The 20,929-nt window shown below is 51.2% G+C and carries 13 protein-coding genes; 6 read left to right on the forward strand and 7 right to left on the reverse strand.

Annotated features, from left to right (window positions below; genetic code table 11):
* Nucleotides 1-440: 440 nt before the first annotated feature.
* The 4 genes from VE954_RS12405 to VE954_RS12420 form a co-directional block, all read right to left on the reverse strand.
* Complete coding sequence (locus tag VE954_RS12405; RefSeq protein WP_324953132.1) at nucleotides 441-905, reverse strand: GNAT family N-acetyltransferase; 465 nt, start codon at nucleotides 903-905, stop codon at nucleotides 441-443.
* 31 nt (nucleotides 906-936) lie between these two features.
* Nucleotides 937-1,509: a hypothetical protein gene (locus tag VE954_RS12410; protein ID WP_324953134.1), complete on the reverse strand. Its 573-nt coding sequence runs from the start codon at nucleotides 1,507-1,509 to the stop codon at nucleotides 937-939.
* 434 nt (nucleotides 1,510-1,943) lie between these two features.
* Nucleotides 1,944-2,738 (reverse strand): hypothetical protein, encoded by a 795-nt coding sequence (locus tag VE954_RS12415; protein WP_324953136.1) that lies wholly within the window; start codon nucleotides 2,736-2,738, stop codon nucleotides 1,944-1,946.
* 9 nt (nucleotides 2,739-2,747) lie between these two features.
* A complete protein-coding gene (locus tag VE954_RS12420; protein ID WP_324953138.1) occupies nucleotides 2,748-4,568 on the reverse strand; it encodes a DeoR family transcriptional regulator in 1,821 nt (606 codons plus the stop codon).
* 466 nt (nucleotides 4,569-5,034) lie between these two features.
* Between VE954_RS12420 and VE954_RS12425 the strand changes: the two genes are divergently transcribed.
* Both VE954_RS12425 and VE954_RS12430 read left to right on the forward strand, forming a co-directional pair.
* Nucleotides 5,035-5,985, forward strand: coding sequence for a hypothetical protein (locus VE954_RS12425; protein WP_324953140.1), 951 nt, complete (start codon nucleotides 5,035-5,037; stop codon nucleotides 5,983-5,985).
* Nucleotides 5,986-6,211: 226 nt separating this feature from the next.
* Entirely contained in the window at nucleotides 6,212-8,419 is a 2,208-nt protein-coding gene (locus tag VE954_RS12430; RefSeq protein ID WP_324953142.1) for an ATP-binding protein, read from the forward strand.
* Nucleotides 8,420-8,443: 24 nt separating this feature from the next.
* Here VE954_RS12430 and VE954_RS12435 read toward each other — a convergent pair whose 3' ends face one another.
* Both VE954_RS12435 and corA read right to left on the reverse strand, forming a co-directional pair.
* Nucleotides 8,444-10,231 carry an AMP-binding protein gene (locus VE954_RS12435; protein WP_324953143.1) on the reverse strand — a complete coding sequence of 596 codons (1,788 nt, stop codon included), beginning with the start codon at nucleotides 10,229-10,231 and terminating at the stop codon, nucleotides 8,444-8,446.
* Between the two features lie 165 nt (nucleotides 10,232-10,396).
* Entirely contained in the window at nucleotides 10,397-11,350 is a 954-nt protein-coding gene (gene corA, locus VE954_RS12440; protein ID WP_324953146.1) for a magnesium/cobalt transporter CorA, read from the reverse strand.
* A gap of 440 nt (nucleotides 11,351-11,790) precedes the next feature.
* Between corA and VE954_RS12445 the strand changes: the two genes are divergently transcribed.
* From VE954_RS12445 to VE954_RS12460, 4 genes are read left to right on the forward strand one after another with little or no spacing between them, the layout of a single operon-like run.
* A complete protein-coding gene (locus VE954_RS12445; RefSeq protein ID WP_324953148.1) occupies nucleotides 11,791-13,320 on the forward strand; it encodes a hypothetical protein in 1,530 nt (509 codons plus the stop codon).
* A gap of 25 nt (nucleotides 13,321-13,345) precedes the next feature.
* A complete protein-coding gene (locus tag VE954_RS12450; RefSeq protein WP_324953149.1) occupies nucleotides 13,346-14,713 on the forward strand; it encodes a hypothetical protein in 1,368 nt (455 codons plus the stop codon).
* Between the two features lie 32 nt (nucleotides 14,714-14,745).
* Nucleotides 14,746-16,836, forward strand: a complete 2,091-nt coding sequence (locus VE954_RS12455) for a hypothetical protein (RefSeq protein WP_324953151.1) — start codon at nucleotides 14,746-14,748, stop codon at nucleotides 16,834-16,836.
* A gap of 54 nt (nucleotides 16,837-16,890) precedes the next feature.
* Nucleotides 16,891-19,170: a hypothetical protein gene (locus VE954_RS12460; protein ID WP_324953153.1), complete on the forward strand. Its 2,280-nt coding sequence runs from the start codon at nucleotides 16,891-16,893 to the stop codon at nucleotides 19,168-19,170.
* A gap of 17 nt (nucleotides 19,171-19,187) precedes the next feature.
* Here VE954_RS12460 and VE954_RS12465 read toward each other — a convergent pair whose 3' ends face one another.
* Nucleotides 19,188-20,678: a fibrinogen-like YCDxxxxGGGW domain-containing protein gene (locus tag VE954_RS12465; RefSeq protein WP_324953154.1), complete on the reverse strand. Its 1,491-nt coding sequence runs from the start codon at nucleotides 20,676-20,678 to the stop codon at nucleotides 19,188-19,190.
* Nucleotides 20,679-20,929 lie beyond the last annotated feature (251 nt).

A 20,929-nucleotide genomic window follows, 5' to 3' on the forward strand; every position in this document is an offset into this window, starting at 1 on the left:
GAGACTGCGGCGGTCCCAAGCGCGGAGACCATGATCGTCGTCGTGGTCTGCTGCGGCCAAAGGAAGCTGGCCTTGGCTATCCCCTCGCCATGGGAACGGCCTGGGAGACCTCGTATGGTGTTATCCCGGCAAACATACGAGAACAGACATGAAGATCAACGGTCTTGTTTAAGAATACTGGGGTTCTTGGGTTTCGTTTCGAGACCCTGGCGCCGTTCAAGATCATACTCAGAACCCGTAACCCCGTTGCGGACCAGTTCAGGGATATTTTTGAATGGATCCGAGTCTTCGTGCTTTTTCCTTCTTCCAGGTTGAGCTGGATGATACTGGCAGGAAAATCATAATTAGGTGGGACAAGGCGCCACAGCCCGCGAGTGCCAGTTCTGCCGGGAGAATTCCAGATGCAGGGCAATCGTGTGACTTCTTTTACGGCGAATGTGTCAAGGCCCTAAGACCTCACGCGTCATGAACATACTGTTCGGATCCAGCTTATAGTTACCGAAAGGTGGGCAGGGCGTAAATCCGAATCGGGCGTAAAGCTGCCGCGCCGGCTCGAAGAATGGCATGGAGCCTGTTTCAAGACTGAGTCTTTCATACCCACGTTGCTCAGCCTCTCGAATTATATGCATCAAAAGCCGCGCACCGACACCCATCCTGCGAAAGGAAGGAGCTGTGCGCATGGATTTGATCTCGCCATGCTGCGGCCCAAGTTCTTTCAGGGCGGCACAGCCGGCAAGGTGGGAATCCTGCCAGATCGTCCAGAAAGTAATATCAGCCTGACGCAATCCTTCCAGATCCAACGCATGCTTGCTTTCAGGCGGCGACACGGACTTCATATCCTGAATGTGCTCGCTGAGGAGAGCGGCAATCTCCGGTCCCTGCAAATCATCGATTCGTATCAGCATGCCGCTCATCCTCACTTGATGGCACCCCGGTTCAAGGTGTAACGGGCGACGCTCGCAGAAGCTGCTTCGTATAAAATTCACTACCATTAAATTCCGTTGCGCGGTCCTCCATTGTCTTTCCAGTCTTGCATGAGACTGCATGATCCTCTTCGTCGTCCTCGCAACTGTCGGCTTCCCACAATCGATCCCCTTCGAGTTTAAGAGCCGTATAAAAAAATTGTCCGGATTTATCCCTTATATCGAATTCAAATATTGTGTCGGCAATTTTCTGGCCCACCCGATATGTCAGGTGCTCGACTTCAGGGTTCATCATGGCCGCTATACTATCCCAAGGCAGCCAGGGGGCCCACTCCATGATTTCCTTCTCGCTTGTAAATCGCTGCTGGCAAAGCTTATCGCGAAAGGCCCTGGGCTCGATCGTCAGGATTCCGTCGGGCGCGAAGTGAAGCTTAATACTGAATGAATGACCAGGGATGCCTTCGACTTCCTCGACGACCTGGCACTGCTCCCACGAGCCAATGAGTTCATTCTCAGGACTTTGACTGACAGCCTGCTGGCTGTATAACGTGGCAAGAGAGACCAGGAACAAACCAAGCATACGCATGTTGAAACTCCAGGTTCATAATTTATCGGATACACGTGCTGAAAAACATGTCGCAAAGATGACCTTTTGACAGCAAACGCAATTCTAAAGACGAACGTGGATACATTTTGCGGCCGACGAGACTCTACTTTCGATCGATGGTCAGATGGCTCGTCTCTGGATTCTTCGTGCCACAGGCGCTCCCGCATAGAATGCATACGGGGCCTGTCATGACTAAACGCTTGCTCGACATACGATCCCCTTGCAGTTTTCCTGTTCAGCTCGTTTCTGCAAGTTTCTTGCCCTGAGAATAAATGTGGGTTCATTCAAAGCATGGGTGATTTGAGGTGTCAATTGGTGTGCCTGCCAGAGGGGAACCTGGCAAGGGCATAAGGGATTGGCTATCTCAATTCAAGAGCGAAGACCCTCCACAGTAAGGAGATGAACGACTGTGCTCAGGGCATGGTCCCCGTCCATGTTCCCTCGACGGTGCGACTGCCATTCGAACTGATAAGGCCCCAGCTTCCTTCAAATCCTGACTTATCCGAATTCAACTTCCATTGAAACCAGCCTTTATCCTTCTGCAGTGTCCAATGACCACTGATATAGGCCCCGTGTGTAAACACGGATGAGAGCTCACCCGCAAGCTCGCCATGCGCCTTGCGTTTTTTTCCGTGCGCATCGGGAAAGCGGAAAATTCCCGACTCGCCTTTTAACTGAACTCTAACCTGTTCGCGCTTTCGACCATCCGGCAGAGTCATGGAGCTCTCCCATATCCCCAAGTCGGTGCGCGGTTTAATCAGGGCGCGGCGCGCAATAAATCCAATCGGTTCGTTGGGAGTGGAGAAAACCTGCTGAACAGCTGTGACTTGTGCCAAAAGCCTTGGGTCCTGATATTTCTTCTGGGCAAAGGCCAAAAGCTCGCCCTTATTAATCTTCAGATCCTTATGCTGAACGACGCAGGCCGGCAGTTCATCGGTACCCAGACAACTCGCTGTAGCCAGCGGGCCTTTATAGGTGCGGCCTGGACCTGAATGGCTAGTATCGCGTGTTAATTGAATATCAAGAGGCCGGCCCGTGATGTCCTGAGGCAATCGATAGTTGAATTTCGCTTCATCCAATTCAAAAGATTCCAAAGGCAAACGAGCGACAGGCTCCAATTCCTTTTTAATGGGCACATAATAGTCTTGCGCCAAAAGCTGTGAACTGATGAACGCTGACAATACAAAGACAGAGCGGAGAATTTTCATAGGGCCTTCCTATTTGGATTGAGGTTTTCGATTCAAGCGATATTTCGTTCCACGACCTTTTCCTACACGTTCCACCAGACCTTCCTGGCAAAGACTCGATAAATCGCGGCTCGCTGTGATGCGTGAGGTTCCAAAGAGTTTGACGCAATCTTCAACATCCATGGTCGGTCTTTCCTGAAGCGCTTCCAGAATAAGGAGCTGCCGGGAATTCAGTGAATTCTGGGCTGGCGGCGCTTCGACCAAAGTGCTGGCAATCGGTGGAGTTGGTGCCGAGGGCTGAAAATTGTGAAATTGGAGAAGGACACCTGGCCTCAAACAGTAACCCTGAGGACCATGCTCGATCCAGTTGCCTGCTTCTCCCAGCTGCGTTCGCACCCTGGAGATTAACGAATAGACCAGGGAATCATGCTTCAGAGGATGATAGACATAGCCCCAGATGGCCTCGACCAGCTGCTGTTTCTGCACCCAGCCCTGACTCAAAAGTCTTAATAGATCGTGCGTCTGAGCTGACACCAGACTTTCCACCCGGGCAATGTCTCCATGATCGACGATAATCAAGGCGCCCTTCGGCATCAAGATGTGCAAGGACTGTTCGACGTCCTGGAGCGGTAACAATTTACTCAAAAGACCGATATAAGGCGAATCAAGGACAATACCGAGTTTTTGTATCATGCTGCTCTGAGTCGTGCTGAGCCCATCCAGGATATCGCCCAAGGGATCTTCGCCTCGGGTACTTTCCAAACGCCGCCCCTCAGCACGTGTCAGGATGCGTGCTGCAATATCGCCCCCGAGACGTCGAGTCAGGCGGCGGCATTCCTCGCGATAGGTCGCAGGTTCTTCCCGCATCTTAAGACCGAGTATATGCAGCCGATACTCCTCATCAAATTCCGGTTCCAGCGCAGCTTCAGCCTGAATCAGAGACTGCCGAAAGGTCGCTAAATCCTGCCGCAGCCAAGCGATTTCAGCGCCTTGCAAGTGCCAGAAAATTTCATGGCGTCGATGCCGTTCTGCATAAATGGAACGACCGATCTCTTCATGTAAACGACGGGCTTGATTGAGTTCCCCTCGAAGAATGAACTGACGGATCAGCTCCAGACTCAGGGCGTTATCCGTATAATTATTGGCGACCCGACTTTCATCCAGCAGTTCGCGTATCGTCTGCAGCGCATCATAGGGTGGATAACCCAGTTGAATTTTATACATGAGCAGCGAGCGATAAATGGCCTTTTCATTAGCACCGTGACCCAGATTCTGAGCCAGGCCATAGGCGGTTTCCAGTTCACGCAGGCCGCGCGCGATGCGACCACAACCAATCAGGCCGTGACCCAGAAGTTCTGTGGCGAGCATCCGCCCAAAATAGAAATCTGCTGCAATCGACGCTTGCCAGGCTTTTTGAGCAGCCTCCAAAGCTTGAATTTTGCGCCCACAGAGTTGCCGATAAAAACCGATGCCTTGCCAAACATAGAATCGTATCCTTGACGCCGATCCGTCGGGTGGCAATCGCCTTAGCACAGACAAATTCTGCGCAAAGAATGCTCGCGCCTTGGCATAAAGAGACAAACGTGCAAAGCCGATTCCCAAATAGAATTGACAGGCCACCCGCTCTTCATCGGGCAACTGGGAACGTATACTTTGAAAACGGATATCGGCTTCATCAATGCGTCCTTTGAAACAGAGGGCGCCAATGACAAAGGGCCAATGCTCCGTCGCGATTTGCGGACCGAAGGCTTGATCAACAGTGAGTTTAAGGACTTCATCAGTACGGCCACAGAAGAACAGTTGAGGCAGCGCAGCCCGGGATGAATTGTCATGTTCAGAAGAGTTGGTCATGCAAGGCCCAATCCTGATTTTGTTAGATTAGCATCCCATTTTTCGTTCCAGATGTGCAAGACCTGATCCTTTGGGATCTGAGCGAGTGCAATGTCAGATACAGCAATCAATACGAACAAAATCAGACGACGCGTTATCATAAATCACCTTTCAGGCTTCGATCACCGACCTCCCCCTTGTAATCCATGAATCATCCCGCGGCAGCTCAACCCATCTTCATTCGCGTGATGGGATTTGATGGGCAGGCCCTGCCCTTGGTTAGAACTATATTATGCAATGATTCCAATGTGATGCATAAAAAGGATCAGATCTTATCCCTTATTGTGGAAGGGCGGCATCCACCCTTTAGCCCGTCAAATCCCATCATGAGGCTACAGATGGCCTGAGGTGCAATGCCTACGGGGTCGGCTTATAACCACTCCTGTCAGGTGCTCAGACCTTCTCGATTAACAAAAGGAAAACCGTCATGAAAAAGAATCAAACAGTTTTTGTCGCTCTTATGAGTCTCCCTCTGCTCCTGGCTCTCGCATGCGGCCAGGGTCAAACAGACGACAACGAGAACACAGACAACAATGCCGGGAATTCTGCGAATAACACGCCAGCCCCGACAAGTCCCAACGCGACACCAACACCGGTACCAACAGTGACTCCTGCTCCTGGCACCCTGTCGCCAACTCCTAGCCCGATCCCACCAGCTCCGGCTCCTGTAGAGAATGTAGTGATCCGCCAGGCAAAAGGCCGTCAGGCTGCTGATATTCAACAGGTGGTCGATCAATTCCGTCTCGATCTGGGTGGTGTGAATAATGTGGCTGCGGTCGGAACCCAGGCGCAAGGTCATCGTGAAATTAACTGGGATGGTGTGCCTGCTGACAAGTCGGCTCCTAATCTGTTCCCTGGTGACTTCTTTAAGGTTCGTGGCGCGCTGTTCAGCTCACCCGGTAATCAATTGCAAGTCAGTGCGAAAGCTGCGGAGACTCCGGATGTGCTGTTTGCGAACATCAATCCTGCTTTGAGCAAACTCTTCAAAGCCTTCAGTCCTGAAAAGTTGTTTGCTGCACCTGGCAGCCGGGTGATCGATGTAACCTTTACCGTTCCCGGCAGCAATGATCGTGCAACGGTTACCGCGTTTGGTTCGGTCTTCACCGATGTGGATCTTGCGGGTCATACACGCATGGAATACTTTGATCTTTCCGGTCGCAAGATTCTGACTGTGCCGGTTCCAGCTGTTGCACACACGGATCAGAGTCAATCATTTGTAGGCGTGAAATTCACAGACGGAACTCTCATCACGAAAGTTCGCATCATCATGGGTAACGTCACGTTGAATGATTTCTCCAACGAAATGCACGGTGATGACGCAGTTGCGGCTGACGACTTCCTTTACGCCGAACCCCAGGCCGAGCCTCTCCGTCTGTAATAACCAGCAAACAAGGTTCGACCATCGGCCACTTTCTGAATTCAGAAGTGGCCGATTTCTTTTGAGGTGATTCAAAAGATCGGCAGGACTCGCGGACTTGCAGCACCGAGTCGGTATCCATTGCAAAAAACCGGGGTGCCGCTCATAATGTTGCATGAATCAAATGAGCGAATGTATCGGAGCCGCTGCGAACAGGAGCGAGATCATTCATTTCACAGGAAAATCCATGGCACAGCCCAATGCCCTTGTCTCTCTATTCCATCGTGTCGCTCCCTGGTTTGGTTTGGATGTGGCGCATTTCCTTCAATCGCAAGAGCGGCATCAGGCCATCCTCGTTTGGTTGTTCTGTGGCGTCGCCACGCTTACCTGGGGGGCCCATATTCCCCTTTATGGATGGCTGCTCAAGAATACTCCAGCCATGATGTATTGCATGGCTGTGGGCCTTCCCACGGCCATCCTCGGATTTTTCCTGATCAGGAAACGTTGGGTCAAAGCTGCGGCTATCTCCTGCTACTTTTTTGGGTCAGCCACGTTATTTTTGGTGTCCACTGTCACGGGCGGCGCCTGGTCACCTGTCCTCATGTGGATTATGAGTTTTCTTACGGCTGTTTTCCTTACCCAGGGTACGGTTGATGGCATCATTTATACCACCTTCATCAGTCCGCTTATATTCCTGTTTGTATTCTTTGCGGATCAGCTCGGACTATCGACCTGGAGTTTTGGCTTTCAGCAGTTTGGTGAGGTCCATCGATTGTTTTTGGCTGGCACCTACGCAGGATCCGTGTGCGTTGTCGCTTATCTGAGCTATATTTTTGAAAATCGTGTCAGCCAAGCCTTACGCAGGTCCGAAAAAGCTCGCCTGGCCGCTGAAGAGGCACGCATGGAGGCCGATCATCAAAGACAGCTCGCTGTCCAGGCTCGTCTTGGTTTGGAAGAGCAGATAGCCGAGAACAAGTCACTGATCAATGCGGCTGAAATTGGCTACTGCATGATTTACAGTGATCTCAGAATCGTTCCCAACAAGACCTCAAGTTATTTCCAGAAGCTGTTTCCAGGAGCGGTGAATTTTCGCCAAATCCTGAGGCACATGCAAGTGGAGGCGATGCACGATCTCATCCAATCGATCATGGGCGAAAGCGAACTCACCTGGGAACTGAATGAAGCCAGTTTTATCACAGAAGCCCGCATAAACGGGCTGACTCATGAAATTGGCTGGCGGAGGGTGACCGGGCCTGCCCATGAGACGGCTGCCATCATCTTTGTTGCAAGGAACATCCAGCCTATTTTGGACAGCGCTTTGAAAATAGAGACGGTGAGCCGTTTTGCAAAACTCCTCGTTACGATTGTGGGGGATCAGGACGACTCATACCGACAGGCTCGTGAACGTAAGAGCCAAAGGGTTATGAAAGCCATCAAGCGCCAGATCCCGCAGATGAAGGAAGCGATTGAACGAGCGGAGCTATCTTTAATTGATAACTGGCAACCCATATTTATCACTCTGCACACTCTCAAGGGTGAAATGAGCTCTTTCGGCTTTCATGAAATCAAAGAGGAACTGCATCAGAAAGAAGAGCTTGTTAAAGTGGTAAGGGATATGGCTGAAGCTTCTCAGCAAAAGACAGCTCCTCATGTGGAAATACCCAGGAATATTCAGCAGGAGCTGCTGAGCAGCCTTCGCCATATCCTGGAAAGACTGGAAGAGATTCGTCAATGCTGTCAGCAAATCGGAGCCGATCAGGGCATGATCAATTTGCCACGCGAAGCTTTGCTTTCTGCTCATAAAGACCCAGAGCGCCTGGTGGAACTTGTCCATAATTCCCTATTTCAAGATCTTCATCAGACTGTGATGTATTTTGAAGCGGAAATTTTTAAGGTGGCGGGAGATTTGGGCAAACCCGTACCGCGTCTGATCGTGAATGTGCCGCAGCTTTTTATCAGTGAATTTGCTGAAGAGAAATTGAAGCAGGCTCTCACTCATGTGATTCGCAATGCCCTGGATCACGGTATCGAAACCCGCGCCGAGCGGCTTCATAAAGGCAAGTCTGAGTGCCCAGGAATCACTGCATACGGACGTGAGACGGCTCAAGGTGTGGAACTTTTGATCCATGATGATGGTCGAGGCCTCGACCTGCAGGCGATTGAAAGCCGAGCACGCAAACAATTGATCATATCTGAGCAGCAGAAACTGAGTCGCCAGGGGATCGCCGAGCTGATATTCCTTCCTGGATTCTCCACTTCCGATTTTGTGTCTTTGATTTCAGGACGCGGCATGGGCATGGACGCGGTGCGCAAATATATGGGTGAGTTGGGTGGACGAGCAACCATTGTCCTGTTGGATGAATCAGCCTATCCGTCTTGGGAGCTTGTTCTGCTGATTCCCCTTCAGCATTTTCCCTTTCTTAAATCTGAACGTACTCTGCCTTGGGGAGCCTAAGCTCCCCACCAGCTCTGGTCTTCCTTATTTGCCGCTGGTCGCCAACTTTTTCACTTCCCGGCGCAGAATCTTGCCAATGGGCGACTTCGGCAAGCTGTCGACAAAAACGATCTGCGATGGACGCTTGTAATTAGTCAGTGTTTCGGCCAGGGCTTTTTGCAGCTGTTCCTGAGTTAAGCCTGCCGCATGGGGCACTGCATAGAGCACCACTCTCTCGCCCGTCTTGCCATCCGGCAAACCGATGGCAGCACATTCCTTGACAAGACCCGTAGCCATGACTTTGGCGTCGATTTCATTGGGATATACATTGAAACCGGATACCAGGATCATATCCTTCTTTCTATCCACGATTTCAATCATGCCATCAGGGGCGATGGTCGCGATATCTCCCGTTAACAGATAATGATCATCGGAGAAAATATGGGCGTCTTCGGTATCCATATTCCAGTATCGCAGCATCACCTGCTGACCTTTGGCCAGTAATTCACCGCGGACCGAGGGCCCTGCTCCCAGGGGGAGATCATAGCCTTCTTCATCCCGCAGTTTGATGAGAGTTTGTGCGACGGGATAGCCGACTGATCCGGATTGAGGATTCTTGACGTTGGCAACGGAGAGCAGGGGGCTGGCTTCCGTCAGGCCATAACCTTCGATGATGGTCGTCTGCGTGCGCTTTTTCCATTCGGCGGCGACGTCCGGGGATGTCGCCATGCCTCCTGATACGATAACCATGCGAGGGTCCAGTTGAACACCTTCAAAGTCTTTACTCATGATCAGGGCCTTCATCAAAGTATTGATCATGGCGGCCACCGCTACATCAGGCAGGGTCATCAGATCGATCAGCTTCTTTAATTCGCGTGGATTGGGAAGGGTCACAATAGCTGCGCCTTGGTCCACAGCGCACGCGAAAAAGCCGCAGGTCAGGCTGTAAATGTGATAGAAGGGAAGCGGAATCACGGCCTTGACATTGGCTGCGTCGGCACGCTGCTGGGCCATCACCACCCGATTTTTTAGATCCTCTGGAAAGGCGGCCTCAGCCTGTCTTGAGTTGACCAGCATGCTCAAGTGGGAAAGGGCTGCGCCCTTGGAAACGCCGGTGGTGCCGCCGGTGTATTGCAGAAACGCTATATCCTTGCCCTTGATATTTTTTTCCCGCGCACGCACTTCGATCAGCTGCTCGGATGTGGGTGGAGTGAGCATCACGCGGAAAGGTGCGACTTTTATTCTTGCCGCGAATGCAAAGGCCGGAACCATTTTTTTGATATGGCGCACAGCGAAATTCAAGAGCGTGCGTTTGGGCCAGGGGAGGAGATCACCGACTTTGGTCACGATCACTTCCTGCAGTTCCGGAACACTGGCTTCGGATGGGCTTTTGGCAACGTTCTCGAGCGTAATCAGAATTTTGGCGCCCGAGTTGCGAAGCTGGTATTCGATCTCATCCTTGGTATACAAAGGATTGCAGTTTACAACGATGAAACCCGCCTTCAGCACCCCGATCAATGAAATCAAATACTGCGTAAGATTGGGCATCATGATCGCGATCCGATCGCCAGCCTTCATGCCCGGACGGGCTATCAGGTAACTCGCAACAGCATCGGACAGTGTGTCGAGCTCGGCAAAGGTATGAGCATGACCGAAGCAGAGAGCGGCCTCCTTATGTGCCGATGTCTTCACACGTCGATGCCAATTTTGAATGAGGTTGTCGACACCATCCAGATTATAGTCGAAGGTTCGGCCTATATCGTTGAGGCACTTTTGCCAAAAGGCGTTGACAGTCTGATCACTCAGTCGATTGGTCTTTTTCGATTGCTCCATAAGTGCCCTGCTATTTCATTCGTTTGCGAAATTATTGGCGACGAGCGCGAAATTTCCTAAATGCTTTCTCGGCGAAAACAGGCTCCGAGTGGAATTACTGAACTTTTAATTTTCGGTAAGGATGAGATTCTGTTGTCTTTGTCACAATTATATACGGGAATTGGATCAAAGCCAGCCCTTATGTTTGAAGAGCAAATAAGGCGCAATCGCGGACAGTATCATAAGGCCAATAGCCCAGGGATAGCCAAGCGTCCATTTAAGCTCGGGAATCATGTGGAAGTTCATGCCATAGATACTCGCGATAAGGGTCGGAGGTAGGAAAACGACCGCTGCAATGGAGAATATCTTGATGATTTGGTTTTGCTTGATGTTAATGAAACCCTGAGTTGAATCCATGAGAAAGTTGATTTTTTCAAATAGAAACGTCGTATGGGACATCAAAGTATCAAGGTCACGCCCAAGCTCGCGGCATGTTTCCTGGAGCTCGGGCTTGTTTTTCATATAGCGCTTCAGAAAGGAGACATCCAGCTGAGTATCCATCAAACAGAGCCGAATCTTACCATTGCTGTCCTCCAGCCTCGCAAGCTCCGAAATGCAATTTTCAAGGTCAGAGTTTTCCTCTTCCAACACAATGAAGCTGACCTTTTCAAGGAGCCGGTGATTGTCTTCGAGGATATCAGCCAGATTGCCGACCTTTTGTTCCAGCAGAGTCAACAGCAGATCGGCAGGCGAATGGCATTCCATCTGACCCTTCCGCGCACGCATGCGCAGGAGCCGGAAATCGGCCAGGTCATGTTCACGAATTGTGATAAGGCGCTGCTGTTGAAGGATGCAGGCCACGGAAATGGTCGAATAACGGGTTTCCGTCTTGGTTAAGAAGCGTGAATGGACGTGGACGCCCGCCTGGTCAATGAAACAACGAGCCGATACTTCGATTTCTTCAACATCATCAGACTGTGGCAATTCCGTGCGGAGGAAGTCCTGCAGAAAAAGGCGCTCCTCATCCGTCGGTTCCTGAGCATCAATCCAATGGACTGTATCCAGTTCGACAGATGTCGGAACCATATGCGCATCGAGGCTTTCGATTAAGCCATTGGAAATCCTAAAAAACCTCAGCATCCGCCAACCTTTCAATCAAGGGTCCCTTGCCATTTCGGCATGGGTTTGTATTCGCTTGGACCTGATGGGTTACATTAGGCATATCTTGGGTGATGCGACAAATATAAAAGCTCTCAGGCGGGAGAATGAGGGCATGCGAGCTGACTTATTGAGTAGTTGGAAACATGTAAGCTGTTTTTCGACGCAGGTCAACAGAAACGCGCGTCAATGGTGACCTGTCGGTGCCAAGGTCCTTCCAACGGTCGCATGGCGACAGACGCTGTCTTTATGCCTCCAAGCGTGCGTTCTGAGATGCATCTGCGAAAATCCCTAAAACTCTTGAAAATCTTTTCCTGACATCACCGCAATATTTATCTTTCCTTGCTTTCATAGGCCAGGATCGCTCTCAACAAAACCGTAACAAGTTTTACACTTGCCGTTTTTTCTTCACGAGGTTAGACATGTTCGCCAAAACGTTTAAGTACTTTCCCGCAATCGGCATGATCGCCGCCCTTCAAGGGTGCAGTCCTGCGAGCCTGGACACCGATCAGGTTTCCAAGACCAGCAGTACGACAGCCGTCCCCTCACAAATAGCCAGCCTAACGTTTGAGCAGGCGTGCAAAGCCATCGGCACAGCTCCGACCAATTTCAAAGACAGCTACGTGAAAACGCTCGAGTCGCTGCGCGAGCAGTCGACCAAAGGGAAAACGTGCGGAGAACTCCAGAACGCCTTCAAGGGGAAGAAACTGAACTTTGCTTCAGCTGGATTTCCGATCGCTCTAGATCTTCTCATCAAGCTGCCAAGCATCCGGGCTCTGGATATTTCCAACAACGGCTTGAAAGACATTACAGGTCTCCAGACCTATGAAGGTACGAAGCTGATCGGTACAGGTGACTGGGGCCGCACGGGATCGCCACTCCTTGAGCTTTGGGCTCAGGGCAATGAACTGAGCGATGCCAGCGTTGTTCAATATTTCCCTTATCTTAAAAAATTGGACCTATCGAATAACAACATTACCGATTTGGAAGGCTCAGCCGCTATCGCGAGGAGTCTTGCCGATAGTAAGATTGGTATCACCACGCTTCAATACATCAATCTTGCCAACAACCCGATCACCTTTCCCGTTGTTGATGGGCTTTTGGAAAACTCCGCGACCTACAAATTCCTGACAGCCGCAACCGCCATGACCTTCGTCGACATTTCGAATACCAAAATCCAAAGCCTCCGCTTTGCCTATAGTCGCCATGTCAAATATCTTGTGGCTGATAATCTCAACCTCACGCAAGATTTGTCGCAAAGCGGCGCGCTGGTGTCTTTACAATACGTTTCGTTGCGCAATACGACTGGCGTGAAAGAAGGCTACTTCCGGCACTCGAAAAACCTCATCTTTGCAGACTTCACCAAGTCTGACCTGGCGAGCCTTGCGAATTTCACCGAACCCTCGGATCCGAATGATCCAGACTGGAGTTATACGAAGAATGATCTGAGCTTCCTGTTTGTTTCTGGGACCAAGGTTTCGACTTTCGATCCTATCCTTACCGGACCAAATTTGAACTATTTCGGCGCGAATGATTCAGCTTTCACTGCAGCTCCAGGCTCGAACCTGGTTTTGGGCGATTACCGCAATACAGTCGTGACCGACGATCCAAAAGCCACCCAGGTAGCCCTGGTTTCCTGCGCGGGTCAGCCCAATTGTGTTGCTGTACCGGCAACTGTCGAAGCCACAAGCCTGGCGTATGATCGCTTCTTCTGCAAGGGCGATCTGAATGCCCAAGGCGTTTGTGAAACACCTCACGAAGTTTGCGATGCCTCGACGATTACTTATACGCACGTGGATGGCCCAAACTCTCTGATCACGAGCATCTGCTGCAATGTTCCAGATGGTGTGAATCCTTCCCTCCCTGGAATTGGCAACATTGCGACGGTCAACGTCGGGGGTGTCAACAAGATTTGCGTCGACGTGCCTTCGGACGAAAGCTTCTTCCAATAAGCATGAGTGAAGAGCTGAGGTTGCCATGAAATATACAATGTTCTGGATCGGATTGCTGACCACAGCAGGAACTCTGTCCTGCCAAAAAACGGTTCCCAGCACGAGCCGTTCGGAACTCAAGTCTGAGATCGTCGCGTTGCCCAATGGAGTCCGCTATGCCCTGGGATCTGGCTTCGCAAGCAAGACGGGAACATTTCTGAACTCGTCTTGCATAACGGCGGCCGAGTCTCCATCGGCAGTGGACGTCATCCCCTATCCCGAAGGCAAGCTGACAGGTGGGTTCTCGGAATCGCGGAAAACGATCATCGACAAGTTCGGCATGACCGTTTCGGCTTCGGTCAAAGGTGGTGTATTCAGCGGCAGTGGTTCTTCCAGTATCGATGTTACCTTTGCTGAATCGGATTTGAAAACAGCCAGCTACCTTTCCTATACCTATCGTGCCGGCAACGTTTACTTGAAGAAGCCCACGTTATCCTTGGAAGGCAAGGGCCTTCGGGACAACCCGAATGTGGAGAAAATCAAAGCCACCTGCGGCGATGAGTTGATCTACCAGGTTGATCTGGGCGCAAGATTTCATGTCGGCATCGAATACACATTCGCGAGCAAAGAACTCAAGGATGAAATGAAGGCCGAACTCAAGATCAAGGGACCAGCGGGCGCAACCTTTTTCAAGCTGAACGAATCCCGCTCGGGGACTCTGCTCGATAAAACTGTTGGGACTCTAAACCTTGTCGTCTACCAGGAAGGTGGCGATCAAGCAGCTTTCAAAGCTTTGTCCCACGGCATACCCAAGAACTGCAATCTGAAGATCGAGAGCGGTAAGTTGTCGAGAAAAGGTTTTGAATCCTGTGCGAGCTACTACCAGGATGTCATCCTTCCCTATATGCAGGAAAAGTTGCCTGCGCAGTTGGGCAAACTCGAATATTCCGCAGCGAGTGGCTTGAATGTCCTCCGTTACTATACCAAACGCTATGACGAGTTCGGCTTTCCAGAATTGCAGACGGAATTTGTGATGCCCATCGAGGCCAAACTCTACAAGGTGCGGACTCTGGATGCCTTCGACAAGAGTGTGTTCCAAATCGCAGCCTTCATGCGATCCCTAACCCTTGGTATCGGTGGCAACCCGGATATAGCCAGACCCAAGGAATTGACCTTTGATCCTGAACGTTTTCTGAATGTAAGACACGATCTGGAACGCCTGCTGGCCGATGGTCAGCTCGGCTTAAATCGTTGCCGTGCCCTTCTGGAAAATTTTGTCCTGAAGAACCAAAGTGACAGCAAACTCAGCGATGTCATGGCCCCCTGTGACGCCGACTACCAAAGCTTCAAAGATAGTCGACTTGAAATACTTAAGAATGGATTGATTCCAGCAATTTACCAATCGTACCTGTGAAAGATTGACAAACCTCAAAGGAGACCTTGAAAATGACGTTCTACAGTAAACTGTTACTCGCACCAACGAGCACGGCTCTGGTGGCGCTGGGCCTGATCGGCTGCGGCCAAATCAAGCCAACCCATGACATACAAAATGCGTCGGCCCTCAGCTCGACGGCTGGTGACTTCGACCCTCGATTGGGTGAAGCCTATGACCAGATCGCCGACACCCATCTGGGTTCGACTTGTTTGAAGTTCACGTCCGATCTGTCGACCACAGCAGCTGCGGGAGCCGCGGTTGAGTATATTCCGCCAAAAATCGGTGAACTGGTTATCTCGCAGAACGCGTCGTTCGATGACCTTTCCGATGCCCTATCGGGTGGTGGCGAACTGAATCTTAATTTGGACGCATTCAAAGGCAGCGGCAGCGTGCAGTTTGCCAATGATATGCAATCTGATACTTATTCTTCCACGTTCTCCGTATTCTTCAATGTGGAATCAGGTGAGTATGCTCTGAAGCAGCAGGAAGGCCTCGCGGTTCTGAACAGTCTCGGTGATGCCGCCAAAGCTACTTTGGATCCAACACAAAAGCGCGCGAAATGCGGTACGGAATTTGTTTCTCGCAAAAAATTAGCGGCCAACTTCGTCGCAGTTTTGAAATTCGAATTTGCCAACAAGGGCCAGCGTGACAACTTTGAAGGCAATGTCAAATTCGAGAGTTCCGTCATCGGCGGCAATGTCGCGTTCAACAGCGCCGTGAGCAAGGCGAATGCCGATGCCAAGATCAGTCTGAAAGTTCGCCAGGTTGGTGGTGACGCAACCAAACTTTCCACTTTGGCCGTTCAAGACATTGCGAATTGCAGCACCAAAAATCGGGAAGCTTGCAGCAAATCTATCGCAGCTATCTTCACTTATTTGAACACATTTCCAGATCAATTCATCGACCCAACAACAAAACAACCATTGCCCGAGCGCTTTGCGACCGTAGCCAATGACTACAGAAGTTACGACAGCGTCGACGCCGGATGGACCAGCGCTCCGATCTCGCCAGCACAAGCTGCAAAACTGGCATTGGATCGTCGGGCCTTCGGCGAGAAGATGAACGATGAAATCTCGAACTACAACCGAGCGTCCGCACTTCTGCAATCGGGCATGAGCTTGACTGTCCAAGACCTGTCTGACATTCGCAAGATCCAGGATATCATCCGGAATCGCGTTAAAGTTTATGCCAAGGCAGCGCAATCATGCTACGGCAGCACTTGGGAAACCTGTGACGCAGCCGTGACTGCAGCCGACACGGTGATCCTGAAGGATCCCGAACTGGTTTATGACGCTACGAAGCTGGTCGTGATTCCGACCGACATCATGGGCTGGTGTACTAAAATCAACCAGTGGGGCACGATCAAAAAAGAGGCAACTTTGGGTGACGCTGTCGCCAACACGATCCTCAGCACTAACGAGTTGTATACTCTCGTGAAAATGTATGACGTTCTGAAGCCCAAGAATAAAACTCTGAGTCTCGATCCAAGCGAGAAGGGGGAAACATTCTGGCCAGTAGGCGCGGTCGACTGCGGTGCGACAGTCATTGCCACCCGTGATGCCACAGCCGACAAGGTTGTGATGTCTCAGATGCGGATCGACAACATCGATCCCATCGCTTCGCTGACCTATACCCGTAGCATTGACTTGAGCCAGAACTTTATCGCGGATGCTTTACCATTGGCGAAAATGCGCTTCCTCGAAGTGCTGAACCTGTCCAAAAACAAGATCGCCAGCATTGATGGTTTGGCCACGACCTACGTGACATCTCTCAACCTCTCGGAAAACTCGCTGTCGTCCTCGACTGCGTTGAACAAAGGGACTGCGGATAAAGTTCTGAGCCAACTGTCAGGTATCCCGACTCTGGAAAAACTGGACCTGAGCGGCAACAAGTTCCTGACCAACCTCAAGACTCTCTCGAATCTGCCAGCCCTGTCGGAAATCAACCTGGTCGGAACCGGCCTGACTCGTGACGAGGCTGCGAAGTTTCTGGATCGTGCCGCCGTGGATTTCCCATCGCTTGTGGCAGCCACCTTCTCATCAAGCCCAAAACTGAAATGTGTGGACCTGCTGAGTCGTTATTCGTTCGTAACCTGTTTGTAAGATATTTTGGGGAGCGGGACCACCAGCTCCATGAGTATAACAAGGAAAAATCTGATGTTCCGAATGCCTTGCACCCACAACCTGCTTTTTCTGATGTTTCTCGTGTGGCTCAGCGCCTGTGGCGCGCCAGTTCCCCAATCTGAGTTGAATGACCTGGTTCCTGCTCCTCAGGACGAACTTCCCCTGGTCGGCATGGGCTACAGTTCCATGGATGCCCGGGTCACCGGCACCACCTGCTTCGACCAACTGCCTATCGAGACCACGCCGTCTCAGGAAGCCAACCTCGAGTTTTATCATAATCTCGGATCGGACCAGCTCAGCAAGTTGATGGACGCCAGTATTGAAGTGGGCGTTCCTGTCTATCCCGGCATCACCGTCAAAGGCCGTGCGCAGTATGCAGAGGAATTTGCGTCCGGGAAACTTGCTGAGACTTTGACTCTCCATTTCAATACGATTGGTGCCCGGAGTCGGGTTTATTTAGGTGACGATGGTCTGGGCTCGATCGACAGCATCAAGCCGATCGATCGTTTGAACAAATTGATCGATGACAAGAAATCGGTCGCGATTCGCCAGATGTGTGGCGACCGTTATGTTTCAGAAGTGGAAAAAGGTGCAGAATTCACGGCCACTCTGAAAATGGAATTCAACAATGAATTTCAAAGAAATGCTTATGGTGCAGGCTTTGGCGCGGAGATACTCGGTGGCGTAGCCGAAGTGAACGTTGATGTCAGCTATGAAAAATTGATGGCTTCGAGCAACGTCAATGTCAGCCTCGCCATCGAACAGAAGGGCGGTAATCCGCTTGCACTTTTGAGCGCGCTGCCTGGCAAAGGCTGGTCAGCCACCGTGGGAGAAGACGAAAAGGGTCTTCCCATGTCTCCGCGTCAGAAGGAAATTCTCGACGAACTCAAAACCGGCATTACTTTTCTCAACTGTACGTTCGAAACTCGCGTCGCGTGCATTGCAATATTTCAGCGCTTGAGCCAGGTCGCTGCAAAAATGGCCTCCGATATCAACACCGATGCCGTCGACGCCCATCGAAATTTCATCAGCGGTAACATGATACCACTCCGTATCCAAACCAAGCCCTATCCGGTTGTCCAGGAGCTGGCCAAGGCCGCCCTGGGTGCCGAGGAAGACAGGGTTCTTCAGGAGCGTTTTCAAGTTGTCAACGACCTGCGCGGTCGCCTGATGCGGATCCACAGTGAAGTCAAAGAAGCTCGTCGTCGGGCCGAGAGTGTTGAACTCAATGACGAGAACCTGGGTGTATTGATCGGCAATGATTCCGTCGAGACGATCAATAGTGACGCCTATAGGGCCATCTTAGCCAAATATAAGGATCGCTCGGATCGCCTCACGGCAGTGATCGAAAGAGCAGATAAAATTCTCACTGAATATGACAAGGTTGAAGAGGACTGCTGGAATACGAAGGCCATGATGAGTAGCAGTGGCAACGGGATTGAGCTGTGTGCGGAAGGTGTCGCTGGTGAGCCCGAGCTGGCCCATGCCGGGGTCAACGGTTTGGAAAAAGCGATCCATGATGGCGAACTCTTCATCGATGCTCGGGATCTTATTGGTGACCCTGAATCCTTTACTGAATGGTGTTATTACGCCTATGCCCCGAGCCTTCAGGATCCAACGGCCGCCGCCAGTGCTCAAAAACTGCCTCAGATTCTGGAAGGCGACGAAATCAAGTCCGTGGAAGCCCTGATCAAGGCTGCCGGCCTGGCTCTTCCAACAACAGCCACGGAACTTCTCACTCAATGCTATAACGCAGAACAGAAGCTGACGCAGCAAATCAGTCCAAAGGGTGAATGGAAGTTGGTTGGCAAGGGTATCTACAGCGTGAAGCCGCTCTCAGGATTTTCAACCATCACCGATCTCGATCTTTCTCAGAATAGCATCAGTGATCCTACTCCGCTGGCTCGCCTGAAAAACCTGACCAGGCTGCTCCTGGATCAAAATAAGCTGAAAACCCTGTCGGGTTTGGTCCTCGTGCAACCTGCAGCGGGATCGGAAAGTTCGCTGAGCGTGTCAGGCAATCAAATTTCTGCAGGCCTCGAGGAGTTTCTGAATCGCTCCGCGTTCAAATGGAAAACATTTAGACTCGGCAGGAATCCGATTACTAAAATAGCCAGTCCTCTGAAGCCGAAGAACTTTACCACTCTGGATCTTGTTAACAGCATCGTCCGGGATACCACGGGTTTGCAAGATATCAAGGATCTTGAAAGTTTTCAGCTGCTGGCCTGTGCCAACAAGATTCCCGTTTGCCCCTTCGTCGAGACGGATAAAATTCGCTGCGTATTGGAAGTAAGTCCGCGTTGCCAGCCCTGAACTCGGGTCACCATACACTATCGAACCCAGACCCTGTGCAGTGTATTCTGAGTCTGCTGCGCATCCATCGGCACATCGCATTCCCAACGATCGTTGTTGTTCGTTCCGAAGTCGGCATGAATATTCCAATGGCTTGTCTGTGCTTGATAGAAAGGTTCCTTGGTCAAAGCCTCACTGCCGGAGTTGTTACTGAAATTAGTCATCACCAATGTCGCGGTATGGTCAGGATAGTTGCTAATGGCATTCGGTAAATCAGCGCAGGTGCCAGTCCCGGATCGAATATAGTCCAGGCAGGAAATTGAACTGCTCCTAAAGTGCATGATGCGCTTGTGATCCGACGTGCACCAGAAGCGAGCTGTGGAAAAACTCAGAGTATTCATCAGCTGAGGGTCCGCATGACCCCATAGCCATGGCATGCTGCTCTCGTCGATGCCGAGTTGCGAGCTGCCGAGCAGAGGCAGATTCTGGGTCTTTACCGCCAGGGGTGGATTTGTGCTCCGGGCGTGGGCATAGTTCAGAACCAGTGTCCAACCGCCGCCATCGAAATCCATATCGCAGAAGGCCCGGAAGCCTGGCTGGTTGCCGTATCCATCCGCATCGATCACATGATCACGTGTCGTGACTTGGGGAAAGCGAGCCTTGAGCTCCACGCAGGAGCGGACCAGATGCAGCTGTTCTGGGTTGCTATAGATCAAATCCTGGGAATTATAAGCCCAGAGCTGATAGCTATAGGTCGCTCCAGCCACCACAGTTTGATCAAGCCAGCTGGCTGCGCTTCCGTTGAAGACCACCTCGCCGTTGCCAAGAATAGTTCCCACGCTGTAGGGGGATTTATTCTGCGGAGCCTGGCTCAGGGGAGATGCATCGCTCCAACGGACGATCAGGACATTAACCGTGGGAGCCGCTTGCCAACTCAGCAGCAAGCCTCCGGTCACTTGCTCGAGTCGCGGGTCCGCCAGTGGGCGGTCGTTGGAATGAATTAGCCTATCCAGAGCGATGGCCTTTTGCAGGGATTCATCAGCGATTTGGGTATTGTCGGGATTGCTAACATTGACGTGATAGTCGTTCAGTTTCTGCGCCCACTCATCGGCTGTTGCTGCTCGGATTGAGACGGTGACATGCCAAGCGGAAGTCTGGACCTGTCGGTGAATCTGGGCATCGACTGGGGACGAGCCGGCATTCAAAATCTTCCATTGCAGATCCTCGGAACGGATCGTCTGATCCTTCGAACCATCGGCGAGTTGGCTCAAGCGGCAACCGACGGAGGCAGCGTCGACTTGATAAGCTTCAAGAGGTCGGCAGACAAGGTAGCTGCCAGATATATTCGCAGGGATGCTGACCTCTTCGGAGGCCTCCGCTTCGATCGAAGATTTGTCAACAGTCGGAGAGCTGGAACTGATCTTGGTAGATTCAGGTTTGCCGCTAAGAATTCTGTTTTCACATCCCCCTGCGGACAAAGCAAGTCCCAGCATGAGGGCGACCCATCTTACCCGAAGTAGACATTTCATTGTGATACCTCTTCTTCCAACCTTATCGGAAGCAGAGCGCAGCTTTCTCACGCGTGCTGAATTTGTCCAAAAGGTTCCGGCACATAGGGTTTGCAATTTGTTGTGCCTTAGGACATGGTAAATTATTTAATAATATTAATAAGTTAATAAAAATCCTGGTGGACTTGTTCTATTAAAAATTTCCGTCCTTTAAAGTCAAAAGCAGGCGATCCCTTTCAGGATGAGCCTGCCGCTTGAATTGCAATAAACTG

This window comes from Oligoflexus sp. (assembly GCF_035638955.1).
Lineage (GTDB): Bacteria > Bdellovibrionota_B > Oligoflexia > Oligoflexales > Oligoflexaceae > Oligoflexus.